The organism is Micromonospora sp. NPDC050276, assembly GCF_044459545.1.
Taxonomy (GTDB): domain Bacteria; phylum Actinomycetota; class Actinomycetes; order Mycobacteriales; family Micromonosporaceae; genus Micromonospora.
Genome location: NZ_JBITJA010000017.1, coordinates 97,991 through 121,017, shown reverse-complemented (window position 1 = coordinate 121,017; position 23,027 = coordinate 97,991). Strand labels below are relative to the sequence as shown.

The following is a 23,027-nucleotide window of genomic DNA, read 5'->3' as shown; positions in this document are numbered from 1 at the left end:
GACGGCGGGAGGAGCCCGGATGATCCGCGTCCTGCTCGCCGACGACCAGGCGCTGATGCGAGCCGGCTTCCGGGCACTGCTCGACGCCGAGGACGACCTGGAGGTCGTCGGCGAGGCGACCGACGGCACCTCGGCCGTCCACCTGTCGCGTTGCCTGCGCCCGGACGTCGTCCTCATGGACGTGCAGATGCCGGGCCTCGACGGCATCGAAGCCACCCGGCGCATCGCGGCTGATCCCGAACTTGCCGCGATCCGCGTGCTCATCCTCACCAACTACGGGCTCGACTCGTACGTCTTCGCCGCCCTCCGCGCGGGCGCCAGTGGTTTCCTCCTCAAGGACGCCGACCCCGCCGACCTGCTGCACGCCGTCGCCGTCGTCGCGCGCGGCGACGCGCTGCTCGCGCCGACCGTGACCCGCACGCTGATCAGTGAGTTCGTGGCCGGTCCACCGCCGGCCGCGCCGACGGCCGGACGCGACGTGTTGACCGCCCGGGAGCAGGAGATCGTCGAGCTGGTCGCCCGTGGGCTGACCAACGACGAGATCGCCGCACGCATGGTGATCAGTCCGTTGACCGCCAAGACACACGTCAACCGGGCGATGACCAAGCTGCACTGCCGCGACCGAGCTCAACTGGTCGTGTGGGCGTACGAATCGGGGCTGATCACACCGCGTCGCCGCTGATCGCCGGCGGCGAGGGCGGTGTGGGACGAGCCCCCTTCGGAACACGAGGAAGGTTGCACGCACTAGCATTGCCGCCGTCCGCGACGGCTCTGCTGAAACGAGGCGACATGCGTTGGCTCCGTCGGTTGCTGGGCGGTAGACGGGTCCAGCTCGATCCGGGACGCCAGCAGGCGCTGCTGCACGACGTCCAGTCCCGCTACGGCACCCACGCGCGCATCCGGTTCGACGACCAGGTCGAGGCGCTCACCGGCTCGCTCGACAGCGACGACGGCCTGGTAGTGGCGGCCCGGATCGTGAGCCAGGTCGCCGACGAGGCCCATGTGGACCTCCAGGCCCAGGCACAGGAGATCCACCGACGGACGGGCCGGCGGCTGCTGGTGCACCGCCGTAACTACCGGCCGCTGTGGAAGGAGGCCGGCCCGGCCCTGCGCTGGCCGCTGTTCGCGTTGCCGTGTGGCTTCCACCCGTACGCGCAGGTGGCCGCCGCGGTCTCGGTGGTTGGCAGCCGGGCTCGTCGGCTCGACCGGGTGACCGATCCGAACCCGCTGCTGACCCGGGTATTCGAGGTGCTCGACCTCACCACCTCCGGCTGGGAGTACGGCCGGGTGCGGGTGGACACCGACGCCGCCGCGCTGGCCGACCGACTGATCACCAGTGCCGGACAGGTCCTCGTGGCGATGGACGACCCGCCCCGACTGCCGCCCGCGGTCCGTGAGCTGATGCGTCGCAACAACACCGTCGCCGTGCACGATCCGGCCGGCCCCCGGGCGGTCGGTGGGATCAACCTGGGCGCGCGGATGCGCGAGGAGTTCCTGGTCTGAGCGCCCTCGGGCGTTAACTCAACGGCGCTCAGGGATCTGCTGGCTCGCCTAGACGAGTAGGTCCTAACTCAAGATGGGCTGGGGTCGCAGCGAAGGGCGCTCGCCATCCGCTTTGGCTGCCCGCGATGTCGATGTGCTGTTGAGCGGTATACCTCAGAGGTATGAGTATGACTCTGAGGTATACCGCTCACTACCGCATCCGCCCCATGGAGGTGACTGACGCTCACCGCCGGCCGCCGGCCGCCGGCTACGCCCACCGCCCCGGCCAGGGTTAGGAATTACTCGTCTAGGCCATCACGCGCGAACTGGACCGCCTCGGTTGCACACCCGCCGGGGCGGTTCGCCGTTGGATGCGTAACCCGGTCCTCAAGACGTACAGCTCGCGCTTGGTCGTAGCCAGCCCCTTCGTGTCGAGCACGTACCCGTTGATCCAGATCCAGTCGTTGTACGGGTCGGTCTCGCCGATCGACACCAGACGCAGCATCAGGGCCCGATCCCCCGAGAACTGCACCGAGCAGGCCGCCCCGATCAGCACGACGTCTCTCGGCCTCATGCCAGCCACCCGAGGAATCTGCGGTACACGGTGTCGGCGGGAGCCCAGGACAGGTCCTGCATGGCTGCGGTGAGATGCGAGCCCATGTAGATCCGGAGGACCACCGGAGACGTGGCGTACTCCCCCAGCAGCTCCCCGCGGCGGGTGGGACATGGCCAGGGCCGGTCGCACGCCGCGCACAGCCACAGCGGGAGGACTGGCCCGTGTGTGGTCATCGGCTTTCACCCGGCCAGTGGCCCCGGTTGATCGGGATCTTGTGTCTTGCTCGACACGGCAGCTCGTTCCCGCACTTGCAGACGTTCCGCCACTTGATCCACGACCACACCGGCTTATGCCTGCGCGCCAAGGTCATGGCTACCGCCGCCAGGTACTCGCCGTAAGGCACGTGCCTGCTCATCTGCCCTCCCTCGTAGAGGTTGGCGGCAGCACGGCTACTCAAAGCGACCCGACCACCACACCCAGCGCAATGGTTTACCGGTCAACGTGGATATGCAATATTACATTTTGGATGAAACGTAAGAGCAGATTTCATCTTGATAGATTTCATTGCTATGCGTGACCGACAGGAGTTACATACCGAGTGCAAGCTGCGCCCGGTATGTAGTCACGGAAAGGGGAGCGGCAGTGACGACAGACACCGGCTCCACAGTCCCGAGGCGACAGCTAGGGCGGTACCTGCGGCAGCTTCGCGAGGAGGCCCGCGTGACGGTCAAGGCAGCAGCCGACGCGCTGGAGTGGTCGACACCGAAGATCTGGCGCATCGAGACCGGCGCTACTTCGATGAGATCGCTCGACGTAGAAGCGATGTGCAGGATCTACAAAGCGTCACCAGAACTGACCGAGGCCTTGATGGGCCTCGCAAAGGAGACGAAGGGCCGAGGCTGGTGGCACTCCTACGGCGACGCCATCCCCGAGTGGTTCGAGCTGTACGTGGGACTGGAAGCCGCAGCAGCTCGACTCCGGACGTACGAAGCGCAGCTTGTCCCCGGCCTGCTCCAGACCGAGACGTACGCTACCCGCGTCTTACAGGTAGCCCGTCCAGACATCACCCGGGCGGAGATCGAGCGACGGCTAGCCGTGCGCCTCGGTCGTCAGGCGCTGCTGACACGCTCAGCCCCACCCGCTCCGCAGTTCGACGTTCTGCTTGAGGAGGCTGTCTTGCGGCGAGGGGTGGACGCAGAGCAACTACAACACCTGATCAGGGTCAGCCGGCAGCCGAACGTCTCGCTGCGAGTAATTCCGTTAGCCGGGGGTCTGCACCGGGGCAACATGACCAGCGGCACGTTCACGATCCTCGAATTCGAGGGGGGAGCCGAGCCGTCGATCATCTACTCCGACAGCCTCACAGGTGCGCTCTACCTCGATAAGCCCGCCGAGGTCGCAACGTACGGGGAGGCCTGGGACATCATGGAGAAGCTGGCGCTGACCGAAGCGCAGTCTCGCAAATTTATGGCATCGATCGCAGAGGAACTAACATGACCACGGTCAACTGGAAGACGAGCACCCGAAGCAACGAGGGAAACTGCGTCGAGGTTGCCACGCCAGCCCCGATAGTCATGGTCCGTGACTCCAAGGACCGAGAGGGACCGGTGCTGTCGTTCGGCGCGGGTCAGTGGGCCGGCTTCGTCCGCGGCATCAAGGGCGGCAAGTTCAACGTCTGACATCGGTGCCGGGTGGATGAAGCGCTCGGTCTCCCTTCGTCTTCGGCGTTCGGCCGGTCATGCGGATGGCTCAACAACCATCGGCTCTAGCGTGCCGGTTGTCGTGCCACACGACACGACAACTGCGCGCAACCGCTTGCCCACCTTTCGAACGCCGCCCGACCATGTGCTCATGGGGCCGGAGCGTCGTGTCATCCTCGGGGTCGACGTGGGCACCACCGCCGTGCGGGCGGGCGCGTTCGCGCTGGACGGCTCCGCCCGATACGTCCGGACGCAGGCGTACCCACTGCTCCAACCGCTGCCCGGCTGGCAGGTGCAGGACCCCGACGTGCTGGTAGCGGCCACCCTGGCGGCGGTGTCCGCGTGTGTCGCCGACACCGCCGGGGCGGAGGTCGTCGCCCTCGCGGTCAGCTCCCCCAGGTACGGCGTGATCGGGCTGGACGCGGCACTCAGCCCGGTGACGCCGCTGCTGACCGGGCGTGACACGCGGTCCGCGGAGGTGGCCCGCGACCTGCGGGTCTCCGGCCAGAGCCGGGAGCTGCACCGGATTACCGGCACGCCCGTGCATCCGGGAAGCCCGCTCTGCAAGCTCATCTGGTTCGCCCGTCACGAGCCGTACCTCTGCACCGCGACGCGGTGGTGGATCGGTCTGAAGGACTACCTGGTCCATCGGCTGACCGGGACGTTGGTGACCGAGTTGTCGTCGGCGTCCGGCACCGGCATGTTCGACGTCCATCGGCGGGTGTGGAGCGCGGGTGTGCTCGACTTGGTCGGGGTGTCCGGCAGCCAACTGCCCCCGGTCCTGCCCACGACGGGCGTGTTGCGGCTCTCGTCGGCGGCCGGGCAGGCAGTGGGCCTGCCGTCCGGCACACCTGTCGTCGTGGGCGCGGGTGACGGTCCGTCGAGCAGCCTGGGCATGGCGGCGATCGACAGCACCGTCGCCGGTCTGACGCTCGCGGCCACCGGGGCCCTGCGGACGGTCGTCGCGGCGCCGCTCGTCGACCCGGCGGAGATTTTCTCCTGCGCTGCGCTGACCGAGGACGCGTGGGTGGTCGGCGAGACGGTCAACAACGGCGGCAACGTCGTGCGGTGGGCCGGTAGCGCCCTCGAACCCGACTTTCGGCGGGCGTCCGATGACCAGTTCGGCGCGCCTGGGCTCCTGGCCTGCGCCGAACGGATCCCCCCGGGAAGCGACGGACTGGTGATGCTGCCCTATCTGCTGGCCGAACGGACACCGGAGGGGGATTCCGGCCCTCCGGGCGCGTACCTGGGGTTACGCAGCGAGCACTCCCGAGGTCACCTGGTGCGGGCGGCACTGGAAGGTGTGTGCCTGCAACTCGGCAGCGTCCGCGACCGCCTGGCCGAGCTGACGCCGATCAGCAGCGTTCGGTTGACCGGCGACGCCTTTCGTCATCCGCTGTGGCGTGCGGTGATGGCCGCGGTCCTGGACTGTCCCACGCAGGTGGCGGGCGAGGACGATGATGCCGCCCTCGGCGCGGCCGCGCTCGGGCTCTTCGCGATCGGCCTCGCCGCCGATCTCAAGGAGGCCGTCACCCTCCTCAGTCCCGAGAGCCCCTACACGGAGCCGGTCGCGGTCGATCCGGCCCTTGCCACGACCTATCGCGGCCTGCGTGTGAAGCTGCCCGCGCTCCGCACGGTCGTGGGCCGGGCCGGCGAGATCCTCGACGAGGTGGCCGCCGGTCCAGGCGTCGACAGATGGGCCGAGGCGGTCCCGTGGGCGTCATGAGCGGCTGACCGGACCCGCCGGGATGGCGCGGCCTCAGTGCTCGGGCTCGTCCTTGACCTGCGCGACCAGCTGGGTCGGGTTGACGTAGCGCAGTGCGACGACGAGCAGGACCAGCATCATCGAGGTGTAGATGACCGCCATGGCGTCGACCGACTGCTGGGCCCTGATCCCGGACGCGGACATCGAGTAGTAGAGCGCCACCACGAGGGTCTGCGAGTCGGGCCCCGCGGTCAGGAAGGTGAGCTCGAACATGCCCACGGTCCGGACGAGCACGAGGATGGCGGAGGCGAGGATGCCCGGCACGAGCAACGGCGTGAGGACCCGGAGGAACACCGTCCGCAGGCCCGCGCCGCACATGCGCGCCGCGCTCTCGATCCGCGGGTCGATCTGCTCGATGAACGGGGTCATGGTCAGGATGACGAAGGGCACCGAGGGTACGAGGTTGGCGAGCACGACGCCGGACAGGTGCCCGGCCAGGCCGAACTTGTAGAGGACGGTCGCCAGCGGGATGCCGTACGTGATCGGGGGCATGAGGATGGGCAGCAGGAACACGAGGAAGATGAGCCGTTTGCCGGGGAACGAGCGCCGGGCGAGGGCGTAGGCGGCCGGCACGCCGATCACCAGCGAGAGGCCCACGACGAGTACCGAGACCTCCAGCGTCACGACGATGACCTGCAGCAGCGCGAATTCGTCCCAGGCGCGGGCGTACCAGTTGGTGGTGTAGCCGTCCGGGAGCCAGGTGTCGAACCACCGTTGGCCGAAGGAGCTGACCACCACGGACGCCACGACGCCCAGCAGATTGAGGAAGAAGAAGATGACGACGCCCCACACGATCCAGGCGGCCGGCCGCGCGGCGATGCGCCGCCGCTCGGCGGTGCCGACGGGGGGCCGCGCCGGTGGCGCCTGGGTGATCGAAGCCATCAGCCCTTGCCTCCGGTGGAGCCGATGTAGAAACGGCTACGCGCGGCCAGCACCACCGCGATGACGACCAGCTCGACGAAGCCCATGATCATGGCGATCGCCGACGCGTACGGGTAGTCGTACTGCTCGTACGCCGCCTGGTAGGCGGCGAGGGAGATGACCCGGGTCTCGCCGGCCGGGTTGCCGACCAGCACCGCCGACGGGAACACGCTGAACGCGAGCACGAAGGTCAGGCAGAAGGTCGTGGCGAGGCCGGGCATCAGCAGCGGCAGGGTGATCCGGGTGAACCGGCGACGCCAGTCCGCGCCCAGCGTCGCGGCCGCCCGTTCCAGGGTCGGGTCGATGCCGGACAGGTACGAGAGCACCAGCAGGAACGCGAACGGGAAGCCGGTGATCACCAGCGAGAAGAACACGCCCCAGTAATTGTGGGTCAGCCGCACCGGCTCGTCGACCAGGTTGGTGGCCAGCAGGATCCGGTTGAACCAGCCGGTCGGGCCGAGGAAGTTCAACAACCCCTGTGCGGTGAGGACCGTGCCGAGGGTGATCGGCACGACCAGCAGCGTGGTGACCAGCCGCTTGCCCCGGAACCGTCCGCGCATCCGGTAGGCGATCGGCACCGCGGCGAGGACGTTCAGCAACGCGGCGGGCAACGCGATCCGCAGCGTGATCCAGATCGTGCCCCGCTCGTAGGAGTCGGAGAAGAACCGGGCGTAGTCGCTGAACGGCCCGCCCCTGGTCGGCTGGAACGAGAGGGTCAGCCCGTAGAAGAACGGGTAGAGGAACAGGGCGATGACGAAGACGAGGGCCGGGACCAGCAACCAGAGCTGACGATCGACCCCCCGCTCGGCGAGACGGTGCTGCCAGTGTGCCAGCGGCCTCCCGGACCCGGTGCCGCTCACCGCGTCGCCCCTGCGGCGTCCGCCAGGCGGTCGGTCTGCACCGACGTGTCGGCCGGATAGACGAGCAGCCGCTGCGGGTCGATGGCGAGCTTGACCTGGTCGCCCGGGGCGATCCGCTGCTCGGTGCGCAGGTGCAGCAGCAGCCCAGTGTCGGTGCGGGCCTCGGCCGCCAGCTCGCGGCCCTGATACTCCACCACCTCGACGGTGGCCGACATGGCGTTGCGGATCTCGCCGGGGCCGTCGACGCGGATGTCCTCGGGGCGTACCGCCAGCACGGCGTCCGTCCGGGCCTGAAGGTTTCCCACCGCCTCGCCGAGCAGGCGATGACCGGACGACTCGACGGTGGCCCGGCCGCCCTCCGCCTGCTCCACCCGCCCCCGCCACAGGTTGCGGTAGCCCATGAAGTCGGCGACGTGCCAGTTCGCCGGTCGGGTGTGCAGCGCACGCGGCGAGCCGACCTGCTGCACCCGCCCGTCGCGCAACACCACCAGTCGGTCGGCCAGGGAGAGCGCCTCCTCCTGGTCGTGGGTCACGTAGACGGTGGTCAGCCCCAGCGACTGGTGCAGCCGGCGGATCTCGGTACGCATCTCCAGCCGCAGCTTCGCGTCGAGGTTGCTCAACGGCTCGTCCATCAACACCAGGGACGGCTCGAACACGACGGCGCGGGCGATGGCGACACGTTGCTGCTGACCGCCCGAGAGCTGACCGGGCAGCTTGTCGACGTGCTCCTCCAGTCGCACCAGCCGCACCGCCTCGTCGGTACGCCGACGGGTCTCCTCCTTGGGCAGCCGCCGCATGCGCAGCCCGAAGGCGATGTTGGCCCGGACCGTCAGGTGCGGGAAGAGGGCGTAGGACTGGAACACCATGCCGAAGCCGCGCCGCTCCGGTGGCAGCGTGTCGATGCGGCGCTCGTCCTGCCAGATGCTCCCCGCCGTCAACGGCAACAGCCCGGCCAGGCAGTTCAACGCCGTCGACTTGCCACAACCGGACGGCCCGAGCAGGGCGATGAACTCCCCCGCCTCGATCGTCAGGTCCAGCTCGGTGAGCGCGGCCTGCCCGCCGAACCGGCGGGACACACCGTCCAACCGCAGCTGGGAGAAGGCGCTCATCCCTGCTTGACCTTCCCGCCGCCGATCTCGCGGTCCCAGCGGCTGAACGCCGCCACCAGGCTCTTCGCGTCGAGCGGGACCTCGGTCGGGTTACCGGCGATGAGCGCGTCGTACTCGGGGCGTCCGAACTCCCGGATCGCGTCCTGGCTCTTCTGCGGCGCCGACGAGAGCTGGACCCCCTTGATCGCCGGGCCCGGGTAGAAGTAGCCCTCGTCGTACGCCTTCGCCTGCTGCTCCGGCGTGAGCATGAACGCCAGCAGGGCCAGCACCGCCGCCTGGGTGTCGGTCGACACCCCCTTGGGCAGGACAGCGTAGTGCGCGTCGGTGACCCAGTGGAAGCCGTCGATCGGGGTGATCCTGGCCTCCTTGGGGACCGTGCCGAGCACGCGCGGGTTGATGTCCCAGCCGGTCGTGCTGACGATGAGGTGTGCGGTGCCGTTGGCGAGGTTCTTCATCGTCTCGGTGGTGCCGGACGGGTAGTAGTCGACGTACTGGCCCAGCTCCTTGAGGAAGGCCCACGTCTTGTCCCAGCCCGCGGTGGGGTCCTTGGGGTTCGTGTCACCCAGGATGTAGGGCAGACCCATCAGGAACGTCCGGCCCGGGCCGGAGTTGGCCGGCCGGGCGTACTGGAACTTCTTGGGGTTGGCCTTGGCCCAGGCGAGCAGCGCCGCCGCGCTGGTGGGTGGTGTCGCGAGGCGGTTCGGCAGGTATTCGAGCAGCGGGCCGGACGGGTAGTAGGTGACGGTGACGCCCGCGTTGCCGGCGAGCTGCTGCATCGCGGCGGCCGGTTCGAGGTAGTCGCGCATGCCGCCGAGGCGGTCCTGGAAGGTCGGCAACACGTCGATCCAGAGGCCCTGCTCGATACCGGCGGCCAGGCCGTCCACGCCGGTCAGCACGAGACCGATGTCCACCCGGTTCGCCCCCTGCTGGGCCTTGATCTTGCCGGCCAGCTCGGGCGCCGGCGCCTTGGAGTAGGTCACCCGGGAGATCACGTCGGGGTTCTTCGAGACGAACTCGTCGATCATCCCCTGGGTCAGCTGGAGGTTGCCAGCCACGTCGAGGACGTTGAGCGTGACGGCCTTGCCGGGCCGCTGCGGCACCTCGCCCGTGTTGTCACCCGTGGTGTCGCCGGGAGCCTCGGGCGCTCCGCACCCCACCGCGCCCACCAGCAGCGACGATGCCGTGACCAGGAGAGCGCCGCGCCGCGTCATACCCATGAGCCGTTCCCTCCGCCAGGTGTCATCCCCGCTGATTGAGACAGCCGGCGCGCCGCGACGGCAACGGGTTGCCATGTATTGCCTCGCGCGAATGCGATCGGGCAGCCAGATTGTTGCCGGGGCATTGCCGAGTATTCACGACCGCCATACCATGATCACGGCGCGTAGCCGGGAGGAGCATGAAGATGCCCGACCACACCAGGCCGCCGGACAAGAGGGTCACGATCTACGACGTCGCCGTCGAGGCCGGCGTCTCACCGTCCACCGTGTCCCGCGCCTTCTCCCGACCGAGTCGGGTCAACTCCGAGACCGCCGAACGGATCCGCCAGGTCGCCGAGCGGCTCGGCTACCGGACCAACCCCCTGGCTCGCGCCCTCAGCACCTCCCGCACCCAGATGATCGCGCTGGTCATCGCCGACATCACCAACCCGGTGTACGCCGAGATCGTGCGCGGCGCGCAGGAGGCGGCGACCGACGGGCACTACACCACCGTGTTGATCGACGCCCAGGAATCCGACCGGCTGGAACGGGCGGCGATCGAACGGACGATGTCGACCGTCGACGGCATCGTGCTGGCCAGCAGCCGGATGTCCGACTCGGCCATCCGGATGTTCGCGAAGCAGCGGCCGGTGGTGGTGCTCAACCGCGCCCTCGCCGACGTGCCCTGCGTCGTCACCGACGACCCCCGAGGGGTACGCCGGGCCGCCGAGCACCTCGGCGAGCTGGGGCACGACCACATCACCTACGTCGCGGGTCCGCAGGCGTCCTGGCCGAACGGCATCCGTTGGCGGTCGCTGCTCGAAGCGGGCATGGAACTGGAGATCAAGGTGCGCCAGATCGGGCCGTTCAGCCCGACCATCGCGGGTGGCGAGCGGGCCGCGCAGGAGCTGCGCGCACGCCCCGCGACCGCCGTCCTCGCCTTCAACGACCAGATGGCCATCGGGCTCATCCGTGGCCTCACCCGAATGGGTGTCAACGTGCCGGGAGACGTCAGCGTCGTGGGTTTCGACAACATCCTCGCCGCCGACATCGTCACGCCCGGGCTGACCACGATCGCGGCACCGCTGTACGCCGAGGGCTCGGCCGCGACCCGGCACCTGCTCACGATGATCGAGGGCGCGCCGGGGCACACCGGCCGGCCGATGGTCCTGCCGGTACGCCTCGTGGTCCGCCACTCGACGGCCGCACGCAATCCGAGCCCTGGTCGGGCCCGAGCGCAGTGGTTGCGGCAGCGGCCCGCGCCCAGCCCGGCGGCCCACCTGCCGTAGGGCCGCACGAGCCCGCGACAAGAAATGACAACTCGTTGCCGAGGCGCAGCCGAACCGGACAGGATCGACGCGCATCCATCCATCAGCGTCGTCGCGCCCGCGAGACGGGCCGGGCGGCGTCCCCAGCGGACGAACGAGGAGATGGCGATGAACCGAGCTTCGGTGCCCCGGCTACGGCGAACCCTCATCGTACTGGGCACGGCACTCGCCACGGTCGCGGCCACCCTCACGGTCGCCACGACGCCCGTTGCCGCGGCTCCGTCTCCGGACGACTACAGCGGCTCCGACCTGTGGCTACGGTACGTGCCGGTCGACGACGCAAAGCTGCTGCGCGACTACCGCCGCGCGGCCAGGGCGATCGTGGTCGAGAACGCCGACGCCACGAAGGTCCATCGGCACACGACGAACCTCGCCATGGCACCCGGGTCCAGTGAGAAGCTGGCCGAGAGCACCCTCGGCGCCGCTCGCGACGAACTGGTACGTGGCCTCGGCGGGCTGCTCGGCCAGCCGACCCCCGTGGCGACGGTCGACGGCGGCTCGGTCCCGGACGGAGCGGTCGTGGTGGGCACGCCGACGAGTTCGCCGCTGGTGAGCCGCACCATTGCGACCCGCGACCTGGCCAAGGTGGGCGACGATGGTTACCTCGTCCGCTCGGTGTCGAAGGGCAGGGCACGGTTCACCGTCATCGCCGGCAACACCGATCTCGGCGCGCTGTACGGGACCTTCGCCTTCCTCCGGCTCATCCAGACGCAGAAACCCATCGACCACCTCCGCGTCGCCGAGTCACCGAAGATCAAGCATCGGTTGTTGAACAACTGGGAGACCGAGCGTCTCTACGCGGGCAACAACGCCTCCGGGCTGGGCGGGCTGAACGGGGAGAGCGGGGCGATCTTCAACTTCGCCGCGACCGGCGCCAGCGCCGGCCGGAACCTGCCCGTCATCCTCGACCGCTACCTCGTCACGGCCCGTGCGCTGGCGTCGCTGGGCATCAACGGCATCACCATCAACAACGTCAACGCCGACAACGCGTACCTGACCAGCGCCCGTATCGCGCAGGAGGCGGCGCTCGCCGACGCGCTGCGCCCGTACGGCATCCGGCTGGGCCTGTCGATCCGCTACACCGCGCCCACCGACAGCCGGTTCGCGCCGGACACGCTGACCAACAGCCAACTCGACCCGTACGGTGCCGACTTCCGGGGCTGGTGGCACCGTCGGGCGCAGCAGATCCAGACCGCGATCCCGGACTTCATGGGACTCACCGTCAAGGCCAACTCGGAGGGGCAGCCGGGGCCCCAGGATTTCGGGTACGACCACGGTGACGGCGCCAACGCGATCGCCGCCGCCGTGGCGCCGCTCGGGATGACCGTCCACTGGCGCACGTTCGTCTACAACGCCGAGGTCGACAACGACCGGCTGAAGCGGGCCTACCTGGAGTTCGGGCCGATCGACGACGAGGTCCAGCCGGACGGCAGCCGGGGACGCTTCGCTGACAACGTGTTCCTGCAGACCAAGAACGGGCCGCTGGACTTCCAGGCCCGGGAGCCCATCCACCCGATGTTCGGCCGGATGGAGAACACCAACCAGGCCCTCGAACTCCAGATCACGCAGGAGTACACCGGCCAGAACTGGATGCTGGCCTACCTCGGTCCGATGTACGAGGAGATCCTCAAGACCGACACGTACGCGACCGACGCGAACGGGAAGCTGCTGAAGAAGCGCCTGGTCGGCAACATCGTCGACGGCAGCGCCCAGCACCACCCGGACACCGCCATCGTTGGTGTCGCCAACCTCGGAAACGCCGACAACCTGACCGGGCACCACTTCTCCCAGGCGAACCTCTTCACCTTCGGGCGCCAGGCATGGGACTGGACGCTCGACTCGGCGGACATCGCCACCGACTGGGTGCGGATGACCTGGAGCAACGACCGGCGCGTCGTCGACACCATCCGGAAGATGATGATGGGCTCGTGGGAGTCGCTGGTCAGCTACCAGACGCCGCTGGGCATCGGCCACCAGTTCGCCGAGGGCGCCCACTACCGGCCCGACCCCGCCGACTGGGCGGGCCGCGACGACTGGAGCCCGGTCTACTACAACAAGGCCGACAGCGTCGGCCTCGGCTTCGACCGCTCCCCCACCGGCAGTAACCTGGTCGCCCAGTACTTCCCGCGCCTGCAACAGCGCTACGGGAACATCGACTCGGTCCCGGAGAACCTGCTGATGTGGTTCCACCACGTCCCGTGGGGCCATCGGATGGACAACGGCCGGACGTTCTGGGACGAGCTGGTCTACCGCTACCAGATGGGCGTGCAGTACGTGACCTGGATGCGGGAGACCTGGGACGCGCTCCAGCCGCACATCGACGCGCGCCGGTTCGCCGAGGTACGCGCCAAGCTGGCGGTCCACGAGGCGGACGCCGCCGACTGGCGGGACACCTCGGTGAACTACTGGAAGGAGTTCAGCGGGCGGGACATCCCGGTCGACGACGCGCCACTGTCGGCGACGATCGTCGTGAACGGAAGGGAGTTCGGCGGCTTCAACCTGTCGGACCCCTCGTACACCATTCCGGTGCCGGCCGGGGGTTCGCCGACCATCACCAAGGTGCGGACGGCCGACCGGAAGGCTCGCTACGAGATCGTCTCCCAGGCGGCCGGCGTACCCGGTCAGGCGGTCGTCAAGGTCACGACGGAGAGCTTCTTCGGCCCGCTGGTGAAGAACTACGTCTTCAACCTGGTGCCCGACACCACGCTCACCGCGCTGCGCATCGACGGCAAGCGCCTGGCGTCCTTCACGCCGACGGTGCTGCGCTACAACGCCCTCACGCCGGCCGGCACCACGACCGTGCCGACGGTCACCGCCAGCGCCGCCGACCCCGCCGCCTCGGTCACGGTCGAGCAGGCGACCAGCCCCACCGGCCAGGCTCGGGTCACCGTCACCAACGGCGGCGCGTCGTCGGTCTACACCGTGGACCTGAACACCGTCATCACGGGCAGCGACGAGTTCGACTCGACCCAGCTCGGCTCGCAGTGGCAGTGGGTCCGGCCGGACGAGAGCAGGCAGCGGCTGGCCGACGGGTCCCTGATCATCACCGCGCAGCAGGGCGACCTGCAGGGCAGCACCAACACCGCGAGGAACCTGGCCCTCCAGGACGTCGACGGCGACTGGACGGCCGAATCCAAGGTGGTCTTCTCCCGTCCGCTCGCCACCAACAACGAGCAGGGCGGGCTCCTCGGGTACGCCGACGACAACAACTACGTGAAGCTCGCCTGGGAGATGGGCAACGCCACCGCCGCCGTCAACAAGGCCCGCATCGTCTTCCTCCGCGAACAGAACGGCACGGCGTCGACCCTGGAGATCACCGGCGCGGACGCCCAGCGGATCGTCGGGGCGGACGGGGCCATCTGGCTCCGACTGACCAAGATCGGTGACAGCTACCGCGCCTACTACTCCAGCGACGGGGAGGTGTACCGCTACCTCGGCGCCACGACGCTGACCGCCGAGCCGACGAAGGCCGGTCTGCTGGCCTTCAACCGGGCCGGCACGTCGACCGATCTCGACGTCGCCTTCGACTATTTCCGGATCGAGAGCCGAGGTGAGCGTATCCGCTGACGACAGGCGCGTCCGGGCCCGTCCCCACTGGGACGGGCCCGGACGCGTTCCCCGATGCCGGGTACGTTGCGGTCAGCCGCCGATCGCGATGGCGAAGATGTGCATGGTCGGCACGTTCGTCGCCGGCCGAGCGCTGATGTTGGGCAACACGACCGAGGCCACCGCCTTGCTCTGCAACGCGACACCCACGTAGTAGATGCAGGCCGCGGTGGCCTGACGGCCGTTGTTGGGCCGGTTCTGGTAGGCGGACACGATGGCCGCCGTTCCTCCGGAGTGCGGCCCGCCGTACCAGTCGGGCGAGCTGAGCGTGAACGTCTGTCGGGTGCCGTCGGCGTAGACCACCGTGCCGGTGCCCGACACCGCGCCGTAGGTGCCGGTCAGCAGGAAGCCGAGCGTGCTGCCGGTGCCGCTGATGCCGATGGTCTGGCCCGAGGCGATGGCGTTGTCGGCCACCCCGGGGCTGACGTTGGGCCAGCGGAAGGTGACCCCGTTGCGGCTGATCGTGCTGCCCGGGCTGGCGCCGGCCTGCGCCAGGGCCTGCGCGGAGAGCGATGCCCCGCCGCCGTCGAAGTTCCCCACGTTGGTGTTGTTGTCGTTGGTGATGCCGGCGTTGGTGAAGCTCTGCTCCAGCGTCGGTGTGGTGGCACCGGAACTGGTGACCCGGTAGGTGCGCCCGGCCTGCACGGTGACCTCGATCAGGTCCGACTCGATCCGGGTGGTGCGGGGCGCCGTACCGTCTGCGGTGTCGACCACCGTGACGGTGCCGGTCAGGATCCGGGAGCGCAGGCGGACGGTGCCGGCCCGGTCCGGTCGGATGAGGATCTCGGTGGCCAGACCGCTCGCCCACGTGATGCCGACCGTGTGCCCGCCCCGACCGCGCAGACCGGTCACCCGCCCGCTCGGCCAGGCCGGCGGCAGCGCGGGCAGGACGTGCAGCTCGCCGACGTGGCTCTGCAGCAGCATCTCGGCGATTCCCGCCGTCGCGCCGAAGTTGCCGTCGATCTGGAACGGCGGGTGCAGGTCGAACATGTTGGGCGCGAGCCGCGCGGTGGTGGCGAGGTAGCGGATCAGATCGTGGGCCCGCTTGCCCTCCTCCATCCGAGCCCAGAAGTTGATTTTCCAGGCCAATGACCAGCCCGTTCCGTCGTCGCCGCGCAGCGCGAGGGTCCGCCGGGCCGCCTCGAAGAGCTGCGGGGTGCCGCGCTTGGTGATCTGGTTGCTGGGGGCCAGCCCGTACAGGTGCGAGATGTGCCGATGGTTGGGCTCGGTCTCCACCCAGTCGTAGAGCCACTCCATGATATTGCCGCGCGAGCCGATCTTCATCGGTGGGAGCCGGTCCCGGGTGGCCCGGACCTGGGCCCGGAACGTGCTGTCCACGTTGAGGATCTCGCTCGCGCGCGCGCACGCGTCGAACAGGTCCCGCAGGATCTGGTTGTCCATCGTGGGGCCGGCGCACACGCTGGCGTTCGCGTGGTGGCTGAGCTCTGGCGAGTTCGACGGGTTGGTCACCAGGTAGCCGAGGGTCGGCTCGGTGACCAGGGTTTTGAGGAAGAACTGCGCCGCGCCCTTCATGGCCGGGTAGTTCGTCCGGAGGAACTCGATGTCGCCGTTGAACAGGTAGTGGTCCCAGATCAACGTGGACAGCCAGGCGCCGCCGGTCTGCCACATGCCCCAGAACGCGCCGTCCACCACGGCGGTGGCCCGCCACGCGTCCGTGTTGTGGTGGGTGACCCAGCCACTGGCGGCGCCGTACTGCACCTGGGCGGTCCGCGCTCCGGCGACGGCGAGGTCTCGGACCATGTCGAAGACCGGGTTGTGGCACTCGGCCAGGTTCGTGGTGTTGGCCGGCCAGTAGTTCATCGGCAGGTTGGCGTTGATCGTGTACTTCGAGTCCCACGCCGGGGCCAGGGAGTCGTTCCAGATTCCCTGCAGGTTCGCCGGTTGGGTGCCGGGGCGTGAGGACGAGATCAGCAGGTACCGGCCGTACTGGAACAGCAGCGTGGAGAACTGCGGGTCGTTGACGCTGTTGTGCTGGGCGATCCGGACATCGGTCGTCTGGTCGGCCGCGGACGTGCGGCCCAGATCGAGGGTGACCCGACCGAACAGCGCCTGGTAGTCGGCCACGTGCCGGCTGCGCAGCTGGTCGTAGCTGCTGGCCCGCGCGGCGCTGAGGCGCTGCCGGGCGATGCCCTGGTAGTCGCCGCTTACGTTGCGGTAGTTGACGTAGCTGGAGCCGATCGAGATCAGCAGGACCACGCTGGTGGCGTTGGTGACCCGCAGGGTGCCGCCGGAGCTGGACACCGTACCGCCGGTGACGGTGGCGTTGGCCAGGGCCAGGAAGCGGACCGCGCCGGTGACGCCCTCCATGTTTCCGGAGACGCCGTCGAGGCCGATCATGCTGCCGTCCGGGCTGGACACGGTGGTGCGCTGTGGGCTGTCGAAGGTGGCGGTGAAGCTGATCGAGCCGGTCCGGTCGGCGGTCAGTCGCATTGCGATGACCTGGTCCGGCGCGCTGGCGAACACCTCCCGCTGGTACCGAATGCCGTTCAGCACGTACGTCGTGGTGACGGTGGCGGTGGTGAGGTCGAGCGTCCGGTTGTGCTGCGAGGCTCCGCTGGCCGATCCGAAGGCGAGCCGCAGGTTGCCGACGGTCTGGTAGGCCAGCTGGCCGCCCGGGTTGCCCATCATGGTCTGGTTGATCAGATCCTGGGCCTGGGTCCACTGGTTCGCGTTGACCAGCCGCCGGATCTCCGGCAGCGCCGCCGCGCCCCGGGGGTTGCTGGGGTCGTGCGGCCCGCCGGCCCAGACCGTGTCCTCGTTGAGCTGGAGCCGCTCGGTGTCGACGTTGCCGAAGACCATGGCGCCGAGCCGGCCGTTACCGATCGGCAGCGCCCGCAGCCAGTCGGTGCCGGCCCCTTCGTCGTACCAGAGCGCGAGGTCCCCGGCGGCCAACACCTGCGGCGGGGCCACCGAATCCGCTTTGGCCACGGCGGTCCAGGGCAGCGGCAGGAGAGCACCGCCCGCACCGGCTGCGCCGATCTTGAGGGCTTGCCGCCGGGTCAGGTCTGACATCGATCCTCCAAACGGTGACCAGTCCGGCCACCCCGAAGCGTGACAACTGTGGGACCCCGTGGGGATCCGCGTGGTGGGGCCAACCGGGATCCGTGCTGAGCAGGCCGACGTCGAGCCCTGACGAGCCAGACATCTGATGTGTTTCGCGAAGGTTACTCCGGGGGCACAGAATAGGCAACGGTCGATCGACGGGCCGGGCACCGCACCCTGCGGCCGGTCAGCAAGATGCCGAAGTGGATGAGCAGGCGTGGATCCCTGCGGCACCACACGACGATTCGCCAGAATGACGGCGACTAGCACCCGGCCGGGCGGACATACATCAGATGTACGCGGTCGAGAACGCCCGACGACACAAGAGCCCAATGCCGTTGGGTCACACCGCCGCCACGGCGTCCGGCGCGGGGCGTCGCCTGCCGCGTCTGCGGCCGGCGTCCCCGACGATCAGCAGGCCAGGGATGGCACCGAGCAACCAGACCGCGATCAGCGGCCAGTGGATCAGCGCGCCGACCGCCCCGCGGATCCGCGGAACCTCTCCGACCGAGTACGACGCCTGGGGATGCGAGGTACGGCAGGACAGCGAATAGCTCCCGCTCGCGGGCACGTCGAAGGAAGCGACCCAGGCGTAGGAGGCGTAGTCACCCCCGTAGTCACCGGGCGCGATGGTGACCGGCGTCGCCGGCACGACCACCCGGTCGGCGCCGGTGATCCGGCAGTCCGGACTGCCGGGCGCGGATCCCACGGCGAAGATCGCGTACTGGCCGGCAGCGGGCAGCCGCAGGTCACCCGACTGGCTGGCCGAGGCGACGTACGGTCCCACCGCCCCGTACTCGACCGGGTCGTACCGCACGGTGGAGCCCTCGGCACCGAGCTGCACCGTCGTCTGCGCGAGCAGGGCGCCCACCGCGGCGACTATCGCCCCGGTGACAACGCCACGGCGGGACGGCACGTGCTTCCGCCGCAGACGACCTCGGGCCAGCAGGTGACCGACCGCCGCGCCACAGGGCACCAGGACGGCGCTCCCGACCAGTACGCTCCGCCACGGCGCCGAACCGGTGAGCGGAATGACCCACCGATAGACGGCCAACGACGTACCCACGAAGACCGCGCTGGTCGACGCGGCCGCGACCAGGGCGGGGGCGGCGCGACGCCGACCGGTGCGCCAGGTCCACCGGGCGGCCGCCACAGCGGCGAGCACGGGCGCCGCACCCACGGTCCACCACACTGCCGCCGCGACCGTTGGGTCCTCCTCCCACCGGTGCGTCCACTCGAAGAACACCAGCGGGGCCGGCACCGTCACCAGCAGCCACACCGCCAGAGCCACCGGGCCGGGAAGAGACCGCCCCACCAACCGCCAGGTCGCCGCGCTCATGCATCGATCATCGGCCAAGGCTCCCATCGAGCACAGCGGTCGCCGTACACAATCGGGTTGTTCTCGGGCCGGCACACGGGTGACCATGGGCGGCATGGCGGGAGCTCGGGGGTGAGGTCGCCTCTTCAGGGTGGACTACCGCCGAGCGGCGCGGTGGTGGTCGGGGCCGCCGTGGAGATCGCCTGCGACGAGTCGGGATTCTCGGGCACGAATCTGCTGCACTCGTCCGCCCCGGTGATCACGCACGCGAGCGTCGACCTGGTCGTCGACGAGGCCGTCACGCTCATCACCGCCCTGCGGTCCGGATTCCGGTTCGCACCGCACGAGCTCAAGTCCGGGCGGTTCCTGCGCGGTTCGGGTGCGACCGAGGCCCTGGAGTGGTTCCTGGCGGCGCTGGCCGGCCGGGCGCACGTCCACCTCATCGACAAGGAGTTCTTCCTCGTCACCCGGATCGTCGACTTCCTGCTGACCGAGCCGTCGTACGCGGCCGGTACCCGTCTTGCGGGCGAGCACCGTCCGGCCGCTCGTGCCCTGCACGAGGCCGGGCGTTCGGCCGGAGGCGACTGGGACGCCTTCCTGGCGGCGTTCGTCGATCTCGTCCGGATGAAACGGCGACTTCCGGTCGACCAGACGGTGCGGCGGTTCTTCCAGGCCCGCGACGCGCTGCGGCAACGCCGGCTCGGCGGGGCGGCCAACGCCGTCCTCGACGGGCTCGACCCGAGCCACGTGCGGGCCGTGGTGGCCCGGCTCGACAGCGACGACCGTTCGGTTCCGCCTCCGCTGGAACCGCTGCTGCCGGCACTGGCGGAGACGGTGCTGGCCTGGAGTGGCGGCCAGCGGCAGGTGCTCGTGACCCACGACGAGCAGAGTGCCCTGACGGCCGACCGGTTGACCCGCCTCCAGCGGGTGCTGGGCGACGCGTCGGCGGCCGACGCCAACCGGACTGGGGCATTGCCGCGCGGCGTGTCACCCCTGGCAGGGCTGGTGGTGGTCGACTCCCGCGACGATCCGCGCGTCCAGGTCGCCGACCTCCTCGCCGGAGTCGCCCGGCGGATGCCAGGCCTCATCGACGACGCGCTACGGCAGCCGCCGCCGATTCGGTCTGGCCGACCGTAGTCTCATCGGCATGACGGACATCCAGACGCACACCCTCGTCATACCCGGCGTCGACCTGGTCTACGACGTTCGCGGCCCGCTACCTCCCGCGGGCGGCCAACGGGCGTTGCTCATGATCGGCCAGCCGATGACGGCCGAGGGCTTCACCGCGCTCGCCCCGCACTTCACCGATCGCACGGTCATCACCTACGACCCGCGCGGCCTGGGCCGCAGCGTCCGTAACGACGGTCGGACCGACCACACGCCACAGCAGCAGGCGGCCGACCTGCACGCGCTCGTCGACGCACTCGACGCCGGTCCGGTCGACGTGTTCGCCAGCAGCGGCGGCGCGGTGACCGCACTCGAACTGGTCGCCACCCACCCCGGCGACGTCGCCACGCTGGTGGCGCACGAGCCGCCGATCAACGCCGTGCTCCCCGACGCCACGGCCGCCGAGCGCGCCCGCGCCGGCTTCTACGAGGCGTACCAGGCGAAGGGCACGGGCGCGGGCATGGCCGCGTTCATCGCGATGACGTCCTGGCAGGGCGAGTTCACCGATGCCTACTTCGCCCAGCCCACGCCCGACCCGGCGATGTTCGGCATGTCCGCCGAGGACGACGGCAGCCGCGACGATCCGCTCCTGTCGCAGCGCTCCTGGGCGATCACCGACTACCGCCCCGACCCGAGCCTGCTCACCGCCGCGCCCACCCGGATCGTGATCGCGGTCGGCGAGGAGTCGGCCGGCACGTACACCGCGCGCACCGCCCTGGGCCTCGCGGCGCTGCTCGGCCAGGAGGCCGTGGTGTTCCCGAGCCACCACGGCGGGTTCCTCGGCGGCGAGTTCGGCTACGCGGGCAAGCCCGCGGAGTTCGCCGCACGGCTGCGGGAGGTGCTGGACGCCGGCTGATATGGCGGCTCGACAGGCGGCCGCACACTGAGGCCATGCTGGTCGTGTTGGACGTGCTCGCCAGCGCGGCGTGCGGCGCGACCTACCTGCTGATGCTGCTCGGCGCCATTGCCGCCGGTCTGCTGCCCCGGCGGCGGGGCGCAACCGAGTCGACGCCGTCGGGTACCGCGTCGACGGTCCCCCGACAACGGGTAGCACCCGACTGGGGCGCATCCCTACCGGAGCGAAGAAACGTTCCACCACCGCACGAGTGGACATGCATGGGTGACGGTCGCTAGCGGCGATAAGCGCCTCAGTCGCACTCGAAGGAATTCGGATGCATTGACCAGCATCTTTGCCAATCGTTGCCGATTTCAGTGAAATAGCTGTTACGGAAACGATGCGACCTGCTGGTCCGTCACCTATGCTGCCTCATGCCCCGCTCGACGGCCCGCATCACCCGCCGGGCCAGGCCCGGCCACCACGCCGTCGACCACCCCATTTTCGCAATCATCGACGCCGATTGGAGTATTCGATGACCTGGCGTCCAACCATCGCCGCGCTGGCCGGCCTGTGCCTCACGACCGTTCCCAGCGGTGCCGCCGCAAAACCCGGGGGGTCCTTGAACGTCGCGACTGTTAGCGCTCACGCCGCGCTCGCCGGCCCGCCCGGCGCACCGGCGGGGGTCTGCCCGACCGGGGCCAGTTACGGTCCGCCCCTGCCGACGACGTCCGTGTCGGCCACGAAGATCCAGGGTGGATTCTCCTTCCTCGAAGGGCCGGTCTGGGTCGCCGACGGCGGCTACCTGCTGATGTCCGACATGGCCGCCGGCACCGGGCCGTACAACATCCAGCCGTCGACGATCCGCCGGTTCACCCCGCCGGCGACCTTCGACACGTTCATCGCCAACGCCGGCAGCAACGGTCTGGCGCTCAGCGCCGACGCCCAGCAACTCGTCGCGGCCACCCACGACCAGCGGAGCGTCTCCGCGTACCGGCTGAGCGACCGGACCCGAAGCGCCGTCGCGGGGAACTACCAGGGCCGGGCGTTCAACTCGCCCAACGACGTCGCGGTCCGCTCCGACGGCGTCGTCTACTTCACCGACCCCAACTTCCAGCGCGGCAACCGCTCGGACCAGATGAACGGACGTACCAGCGTCTTCCGCGTCTCCGGTGGTCAGGTGTCGTTGGTGGACGACCGGCTCCGCCAGCCCAACGGCATCTCGCTCTCGCCGGACGGGACCGCGCTCTACGTGGGCGCGTACTCGGAGAACAAGATCTACAAGTACGCGGTCCAGCCCGACGGCAGCATCGGCGCCCGCAGTGTCTTCGTGAACTACATCGGCGGTCCGGACGGCGGCACGATCGACTGCGCCGGCAACGTGTACTGGGCGTCGGGCGGGGATTCCCTGGTCCACGTCTACTCCCCCACGGGCACCCAGCTCGGCACGATCCGGCCCGGCAACTCCGGCACGACCAACGTGGCCTTCGGCGGCCCCGATCGGCAGACCCTCTTCATCACGTCCGGCCCGTGGGGCGACTCCGGGCTGTACAGCGTGCGGCTCAACGTCCCGGGATACCCGTACTGATCACGGCGTCTCACGCGACCTCCTCGGCCGGTAGAGGCTGCTGCGTGGCCAGGCACAGCCTGGCCACTCAGCGATCAGGGCAGCTGACCCGGTCGGTCGACGATGGCGACCCGCAGAAGCGCGATTGCCGCCTTCCGTCCGTGGGCGGCCCGGTGGGCGAGCCGGATCGGCTTGTTGGGCCGGGACGCGGACGAGTTGCGGGCAGAGCTGGAACAGCTTGGCGCGGACCTCGCTGTAGAGCCAGGGACGTGCCGGAGACCGAGGGCCGCCTACCGGGGTGACGTCCGGTGCCACTGCCGCTGGGCCGCTGGCAGAACGATCCTCTGCCGAAGCGGCCCAGCGACCCCCACCAACGCGGCGGCCGGGCCGGGGCGGTCTGCCGCCACCGACCGACGCGCCAGCCAACGCCGTGGGAGGAGCCCCCGTTGTGCTCCTCCCGGAGCTAACCCCTCCCCGATGGCTCCCCCGGGTTTGGCTGGCCGGACCACACCCCCGCCGGCCACGCAACGGGTGTTGAGCCGATCGGGTTCGCA

General features: G+C 69.7%; 19 protein-coding genes. 11 read left to right on the top strand and 8 right to left on the bottom strand.

Annotation, left to right across the window (positions count from 1 at the left end; genetic code table 11):
- Nucleotides 1-19: 19 nt before the first annotated feature.
- Together ACIBF8_RS28225 and ACIBF8_RS28220 are read left to right on the top strand one after the other, a co-directional pair.
- Nucleotides 20-682, top strand: coding sequence for a response regulator (locus ACIBF8_RS28225; RefSeq protein ID WP_396786950.1), 663 nt, complete (start codon nt 20-22; stop codon nt 680-682).
- A 107-nt stretch (nt 683-789) separates the two neighbouring features.
- Nucleotides 790-1,503 (top strand): hypothetical protein, encoded by a 714-nt coding sequence (locus tag ACIBF8_RS28220; protein WP_396786949.1) that lies wholly within the window; start codon nt 790-792, stop codon nt 1,501-1,503.
- Between the two features lie 286 nt (nt 1,504-1,789).
- On the opposite strand, the gene ACIBF8_RS28215 is transcribed toward ACIBF8_RS28220, so the two are convergent.
- Nucleotides 1,790-2,056 (bottom strand): hypothetical protein, encoded by a 267-nt coding sequence (locus ACIBF8_RS28215; RefSeq protein ID WP_396786948.1) that lies wholly within the window; start codon nt 2,054-2,056, stop codon nt 1,790-1,792.
- Nucleotides 2,053-2,271 carry a hypothetical protein gene (locus tag ACIBF8_RS28210; RefSeq protein WP_396786947.1) on the bottom strand — a complete coding sequence of 73 codons (219 nt, stop codon included), beginning with the start codon at nt 2,269-2,271 and terminating at the stop codon, nt 2,053-2,055. Before ACIBF8_RS28210 ends, ACIBF8_RS28215 begins: the two co-directional genes overlap by 4 nt.
- Before the next feature lie 409 nt (nt 2,272-2,680).
- Here ACIBF8_RS28210 and ACIBF8_RS28205 point away from each other — a divergent pair, with 409 nt between their 5' ends.
- The 3 genes from ACIBF8_RS28205 to ACIBF8_RS28195 all read left to right on the top strand — a co-directional run bounded on the left by ACIBF8_RS28205 (nt 2,681) and on the right by ACIBF8_RS28195 (nt 5,464).
- On the top strand, nt 2,681-3,535 hold the full coding sequence (locus ACIBF8_RS28205; RefSeq protein WP_396786946.1) for a helix-turn-helix domain-containing protein: 855 nt from the start codon (nt 2,681-2,683) through the stop codon (nt 3,533-3,535).
- On the top strand, nt 3,532-3,717 hold the full coding sequence (locus ACIBF8_RS28200; protein ID WP_396786945.1) for a DUF397 domain-containing protein: 186 nt from the start codon (nt 3,532-3,534) through the stop codon (nt 3,715-3,717). The genes ACIBF8_RS28205 and ACIBF8_RS28200 overlap by 4 nt, the downstream gene beginning before the upstream one ends.
- A gap of 172 nt (nt 3,718-3,889) precedes the next feature.
- On the top strand, nt 3,890-5,464 hold the full coding sequence (locus tag ACIBF8_RS28195; RefSeq protein WP_396786944.1) for a gluconokinase: 1,575 nt from the start codon (nt 3,890-3,892) through the stop codon (nt 5,462-5,464).
- A 33-nt stretch (nt 5,465-5,497) separates the two neighbouring features.
- On the opposite strand, the gene ACIBF8_RS28190 is transcribed toward ACIBF8_RS28195, so the two are convergent.
- From ACIBF8_RS28190 to ACIBF8_RS28175, 4 genes are read right to left on the bottom strand one after another with little or no spacing between them, the layout of a single operon-like run.
- The gene (locus ACIBF8_RS28190) at nt 5,498-6,385 is read right to left on the bottom strand and encodes an ABC transporter permease (RefSeq protein WP_396786943.1); all 888 of its coding nucleotides are present in this window, start codon (nt 6,383-6,385) and stop codon (nt 5,498-5,500) included.
- A complete protein-coding gene (locus ACIBF8_RS28185) occupies nt 6,385-7,284 on the bottom strand; it encodes an ABC transporter permease (protein WP_396786942.1) in 900 nt (299 codons plus the stop codon). The genes ACIBF8_RS28190 and ACIBF8_RS28185 overlap by 1 nt, the downstream gene beginning before the upstream one ends.
- The gene (locus ACIBF8_RS28180; protein WP_396786941.1) at nt 7,281-8,393 is read right to left on the bottom strand and encodes an ABC transporter ATP-binding protein; all 1,113 of its coding nucleotides are present in this window, start codon (nt 8,391-8,393) and stop codon (nt 7,281-7,283) included. The genes ACIBF8_RS28185 and ACIBF8_RS28180 overlap by 4 nt, the downstream gene beginning before the upstream one ends.
- Nucleotides 8,390-9,610 carry an extracellular solute-binding protein gene (locus ACIBF8_RS28175; protein WP_396786940.1) on the bottom strand — a complete coding sequence of 407 codons (1,221 nt, stop codon included), beginning with the start codon at nt 9,608-9,610 and terminating at the stop codon, nt 8,390-8,392. Before ACIBF8_RS28175 ends, ACIBF8_RS28180 begins: the two co-directional genes overlap by 4 nt.
- A gap of 185 nt (nt 9,611-9,795) precedes the next feature.
- On the opposite strand from ACIBF8_RS28175, the gene ACIBF8_RS28170 reads away from it, so the two are divergent.
- Both ACIBF8_RS28170 and ACIBF8_RS28165 read left to right on the top strand, forming a co-directional pair.
- Nucleotides 9,796-10,878, top strand: coding sequence for a LacI family DNA-binding transcriptional regulator (locus tag ACIBF8_RS28170; RefSeq protein ID WP_396786939.1), 1,083 nt, complete (start codon nt 9,796-9,798; stop codon nt 10,876-10,878).
- 147 nt (nt 10,879-11,025) lie between these two features.
- On the top strand, nt 11,026-14,484 hold the full coding sequence (locus ACIBF8_RS28165; protein WP_396786938.1) for an alpha-glucuronidase family glycosyl hydrolase: 3,459 nt from the start codon (nt 11,026-11,028) through the stop codon (nt 14,482-14,484).
- A 72-nt stretch (nt 14,485-14,556) separates the two neighbouring features.
- Here ACIBF8_RS28165 and ACIBF8_RS28160 read toward each other — a convergent pair whose 3' ends face one another.
- Both ACIBF8_RS28160 and ACIBF8_RS28155 read right to left on the bottom strand, forming a co-directional pair.
- Nucleotides 14,557-17,556, bottom strand: coding sequence for a glycosyl hydrolase family 95 catalytic domain-containing protein (locus ACIBF8_RS28160; protein WP_396786937.1), 3,000 nt, complete (start codon nt 17,554-17,556; stop codon nt 14,557-14,559).
- 373 nt (nt 17,557-17,929) lie between these two features.
- Nucleotides 17,930-18,925 carry a hypothetical protein gene (locus tag ACIBF8_RS28155; protein ID WP_396786936.1) on the bottom strand — a complete coding sequence of 332 codons (996 nt, stop codon included), beginning with the start codon at nt 18,923-18,925 and terminating at the stop codon, nt 17,930-17,932.
- A 111-nt stretch (nt 18,926-19,036) separates the two neighbouring features.
- Between ACIBF8_RS28155 and ACIBF8_RS28150 the strand changes: the two genes are divergently transcribed.
- The 4 genes from ACIBF8_RS28150 to ACIBF8_RS28135 all read left to right on the top strand — a co-directional run bounded on the left by ACIBF8_RS28150 (nt 19,037) and on the right by ACIBF8_RS28135 (nt 22,494).
- A complete protein-coding gene (locus ACIBF8_RS28150) occupies nt 19,037-20,041 on the top strand; it encodes a hypothetical protein (RefSeq protein ID WP_396786935.1) in 1,005 nt (334 codons plus the stop codon).
- Between the two features lie 10 nt (nt 20,042-20,051).
- Complete coding sequence (locus ACIBF8_RS28145) at nt 20,052-20,927, top strand: alpha/beta fold hydrolase (protein ID WP_396786934.1); 876 nt, start codon at nt 20,052-20,054, stop codon at nt 20,925-20,927.
- A gap of 35 nt (nt 20,928-20,962) precedes the next feature.
- On the top strand, nt 20,963-21,205 hold the full coding sequence (locus tag ACIBF8_RS28140) for a hypothetical protein (protein ID WP_396786933.1): 243 nt from the start codon (nt 20,963-20,965) through the stop codon (nt 21,203-21,205).
- 236 nt (nt 21,206-21,441) lie between these two features.
- Nucleotides 21,442-22,494, top strand: coding sequence for an SMP-30/gluconolactonase/LRE family protein (locus ACIBF8_RS28135; protein WP_396786932.1), 1,053 nt, complete (start codon nt 21,442-21,444; stop codon nt 22,492-22,494).
- Nucleotides 22,495-23,027 lie beyond the last annotated feature (533 nt).

Coding starts and splice junctions, on each gene's coding strand:
- ACIBF8_RS28155 (WP_396786936.1), bottom strand. CDS start 18,925: ATGAGCGCGGCGACCTGGCGGTTGGTGGGGCGGTCTCTTCCCGGCCCG.
- ACIBF8_RS28225 (WP_396786950.1), top strand. CDS start 20: ATGATCCGCGTCCTGCTCGCCGACGACCAGGCGCTGATGCGAGCCGGC.
- ACIBF8_RS28165 (WP_396786938.1), top strand. CDS start 11,026: ATGAACCGAGCTTCGGTGCCCCGGCTACGGCGAACCCTCATCGTACTG.
- ACIBF8_RS28175 (WP_396786940.1), bottom strand. CDS start 9,610: ATGGGTATGACGCGGCGCGGCGCTCTCCTGGTCACGGCATCGTCGCTG.
- ACIBF8_RS28220 (WP_396786949.1), top strand. CDS start 790: ATGCGTTGGCTCCGTCGGTTGCTGGGCGGTAGACGGGTCCAGCTCGAT.
- ACIBF8_RS28210 (WP_396786947.1), bottom strand. CDS start 2,271: ATGACCACACACGGGCCAGTCCTCCCGCTGTGGCTGTGCGCGGCGTGC.
- ACIBF8_RS28170 (WP_396786939.1), top strand. CDS start 9,796: ATGCCCGACCACACCAGGCCGCCGGACAAGAGGGTCACGATCTACGAC.
- ACIBF8_RS28145 (WP_396786934.1), top strand. CDS start 20,052: ATGACGGACATCCAGACGCACACCCTCGTCATACCCGGCGTCGACCTG.
- ACIBF8_RS28215 (WP_396786948.1), bottom strand. CDS start 2,056: ATGAGGCCGAGAGACGTCGTGCTGATCGGGGCGGCCTGCTCGGTGCAG.
- ACIBF8_RS28140 (WP_396786933.1), top strand. CDS start 20,963: ATGCTGGTCGTGTTGGACGTGCTCGCCAGCGCGGCGTGCGGCGCGACC.
- ACIBF8_RS28190 (WP_396786943.1), bottom strand. CDS start 6,385: ATGGCTTCGATCACCCAGGCGCCACCGGCGCGGCCCCCCGTCGGCACC.
- ACIBF8_RS28180 (WP_396786941.1), bottom strand. CDS start 8,393: ATGAGCGCCTTCTCCCAGCTGCGGTTGGACGGTGTGTCCCGCCGGTTC.
- ACIBF8_RS28195 (WP_396786944.1), top strand. CDS start 3,890: ATGGGGCCGGAGCGTCGTGTCATCCTCGGGGTCGACGTGGGCACCACC.
- ACIBF8_RS28135 (WP_396786932.1), top strand. CDS start 21,442: ATGACCTGGCGTCCAACCATCGCCGCGCTGGCCGGCCTGTGCCTCACG.
- ACIBF8_RS28160 (WP_396786937.1), bottom strand. CDS start 17,556: ATGTCAGACCTGACCCGGCGGCAAGCCCTCAAGATCGGCGCAGCCGGT.
- ACIBF8_RS28200 (WP_396786945.1), top strand. CDS start 3,532: ATGACCACGGTCAACTGGAAGACGAGCACCCGAAGCAACGAGGGAAAC.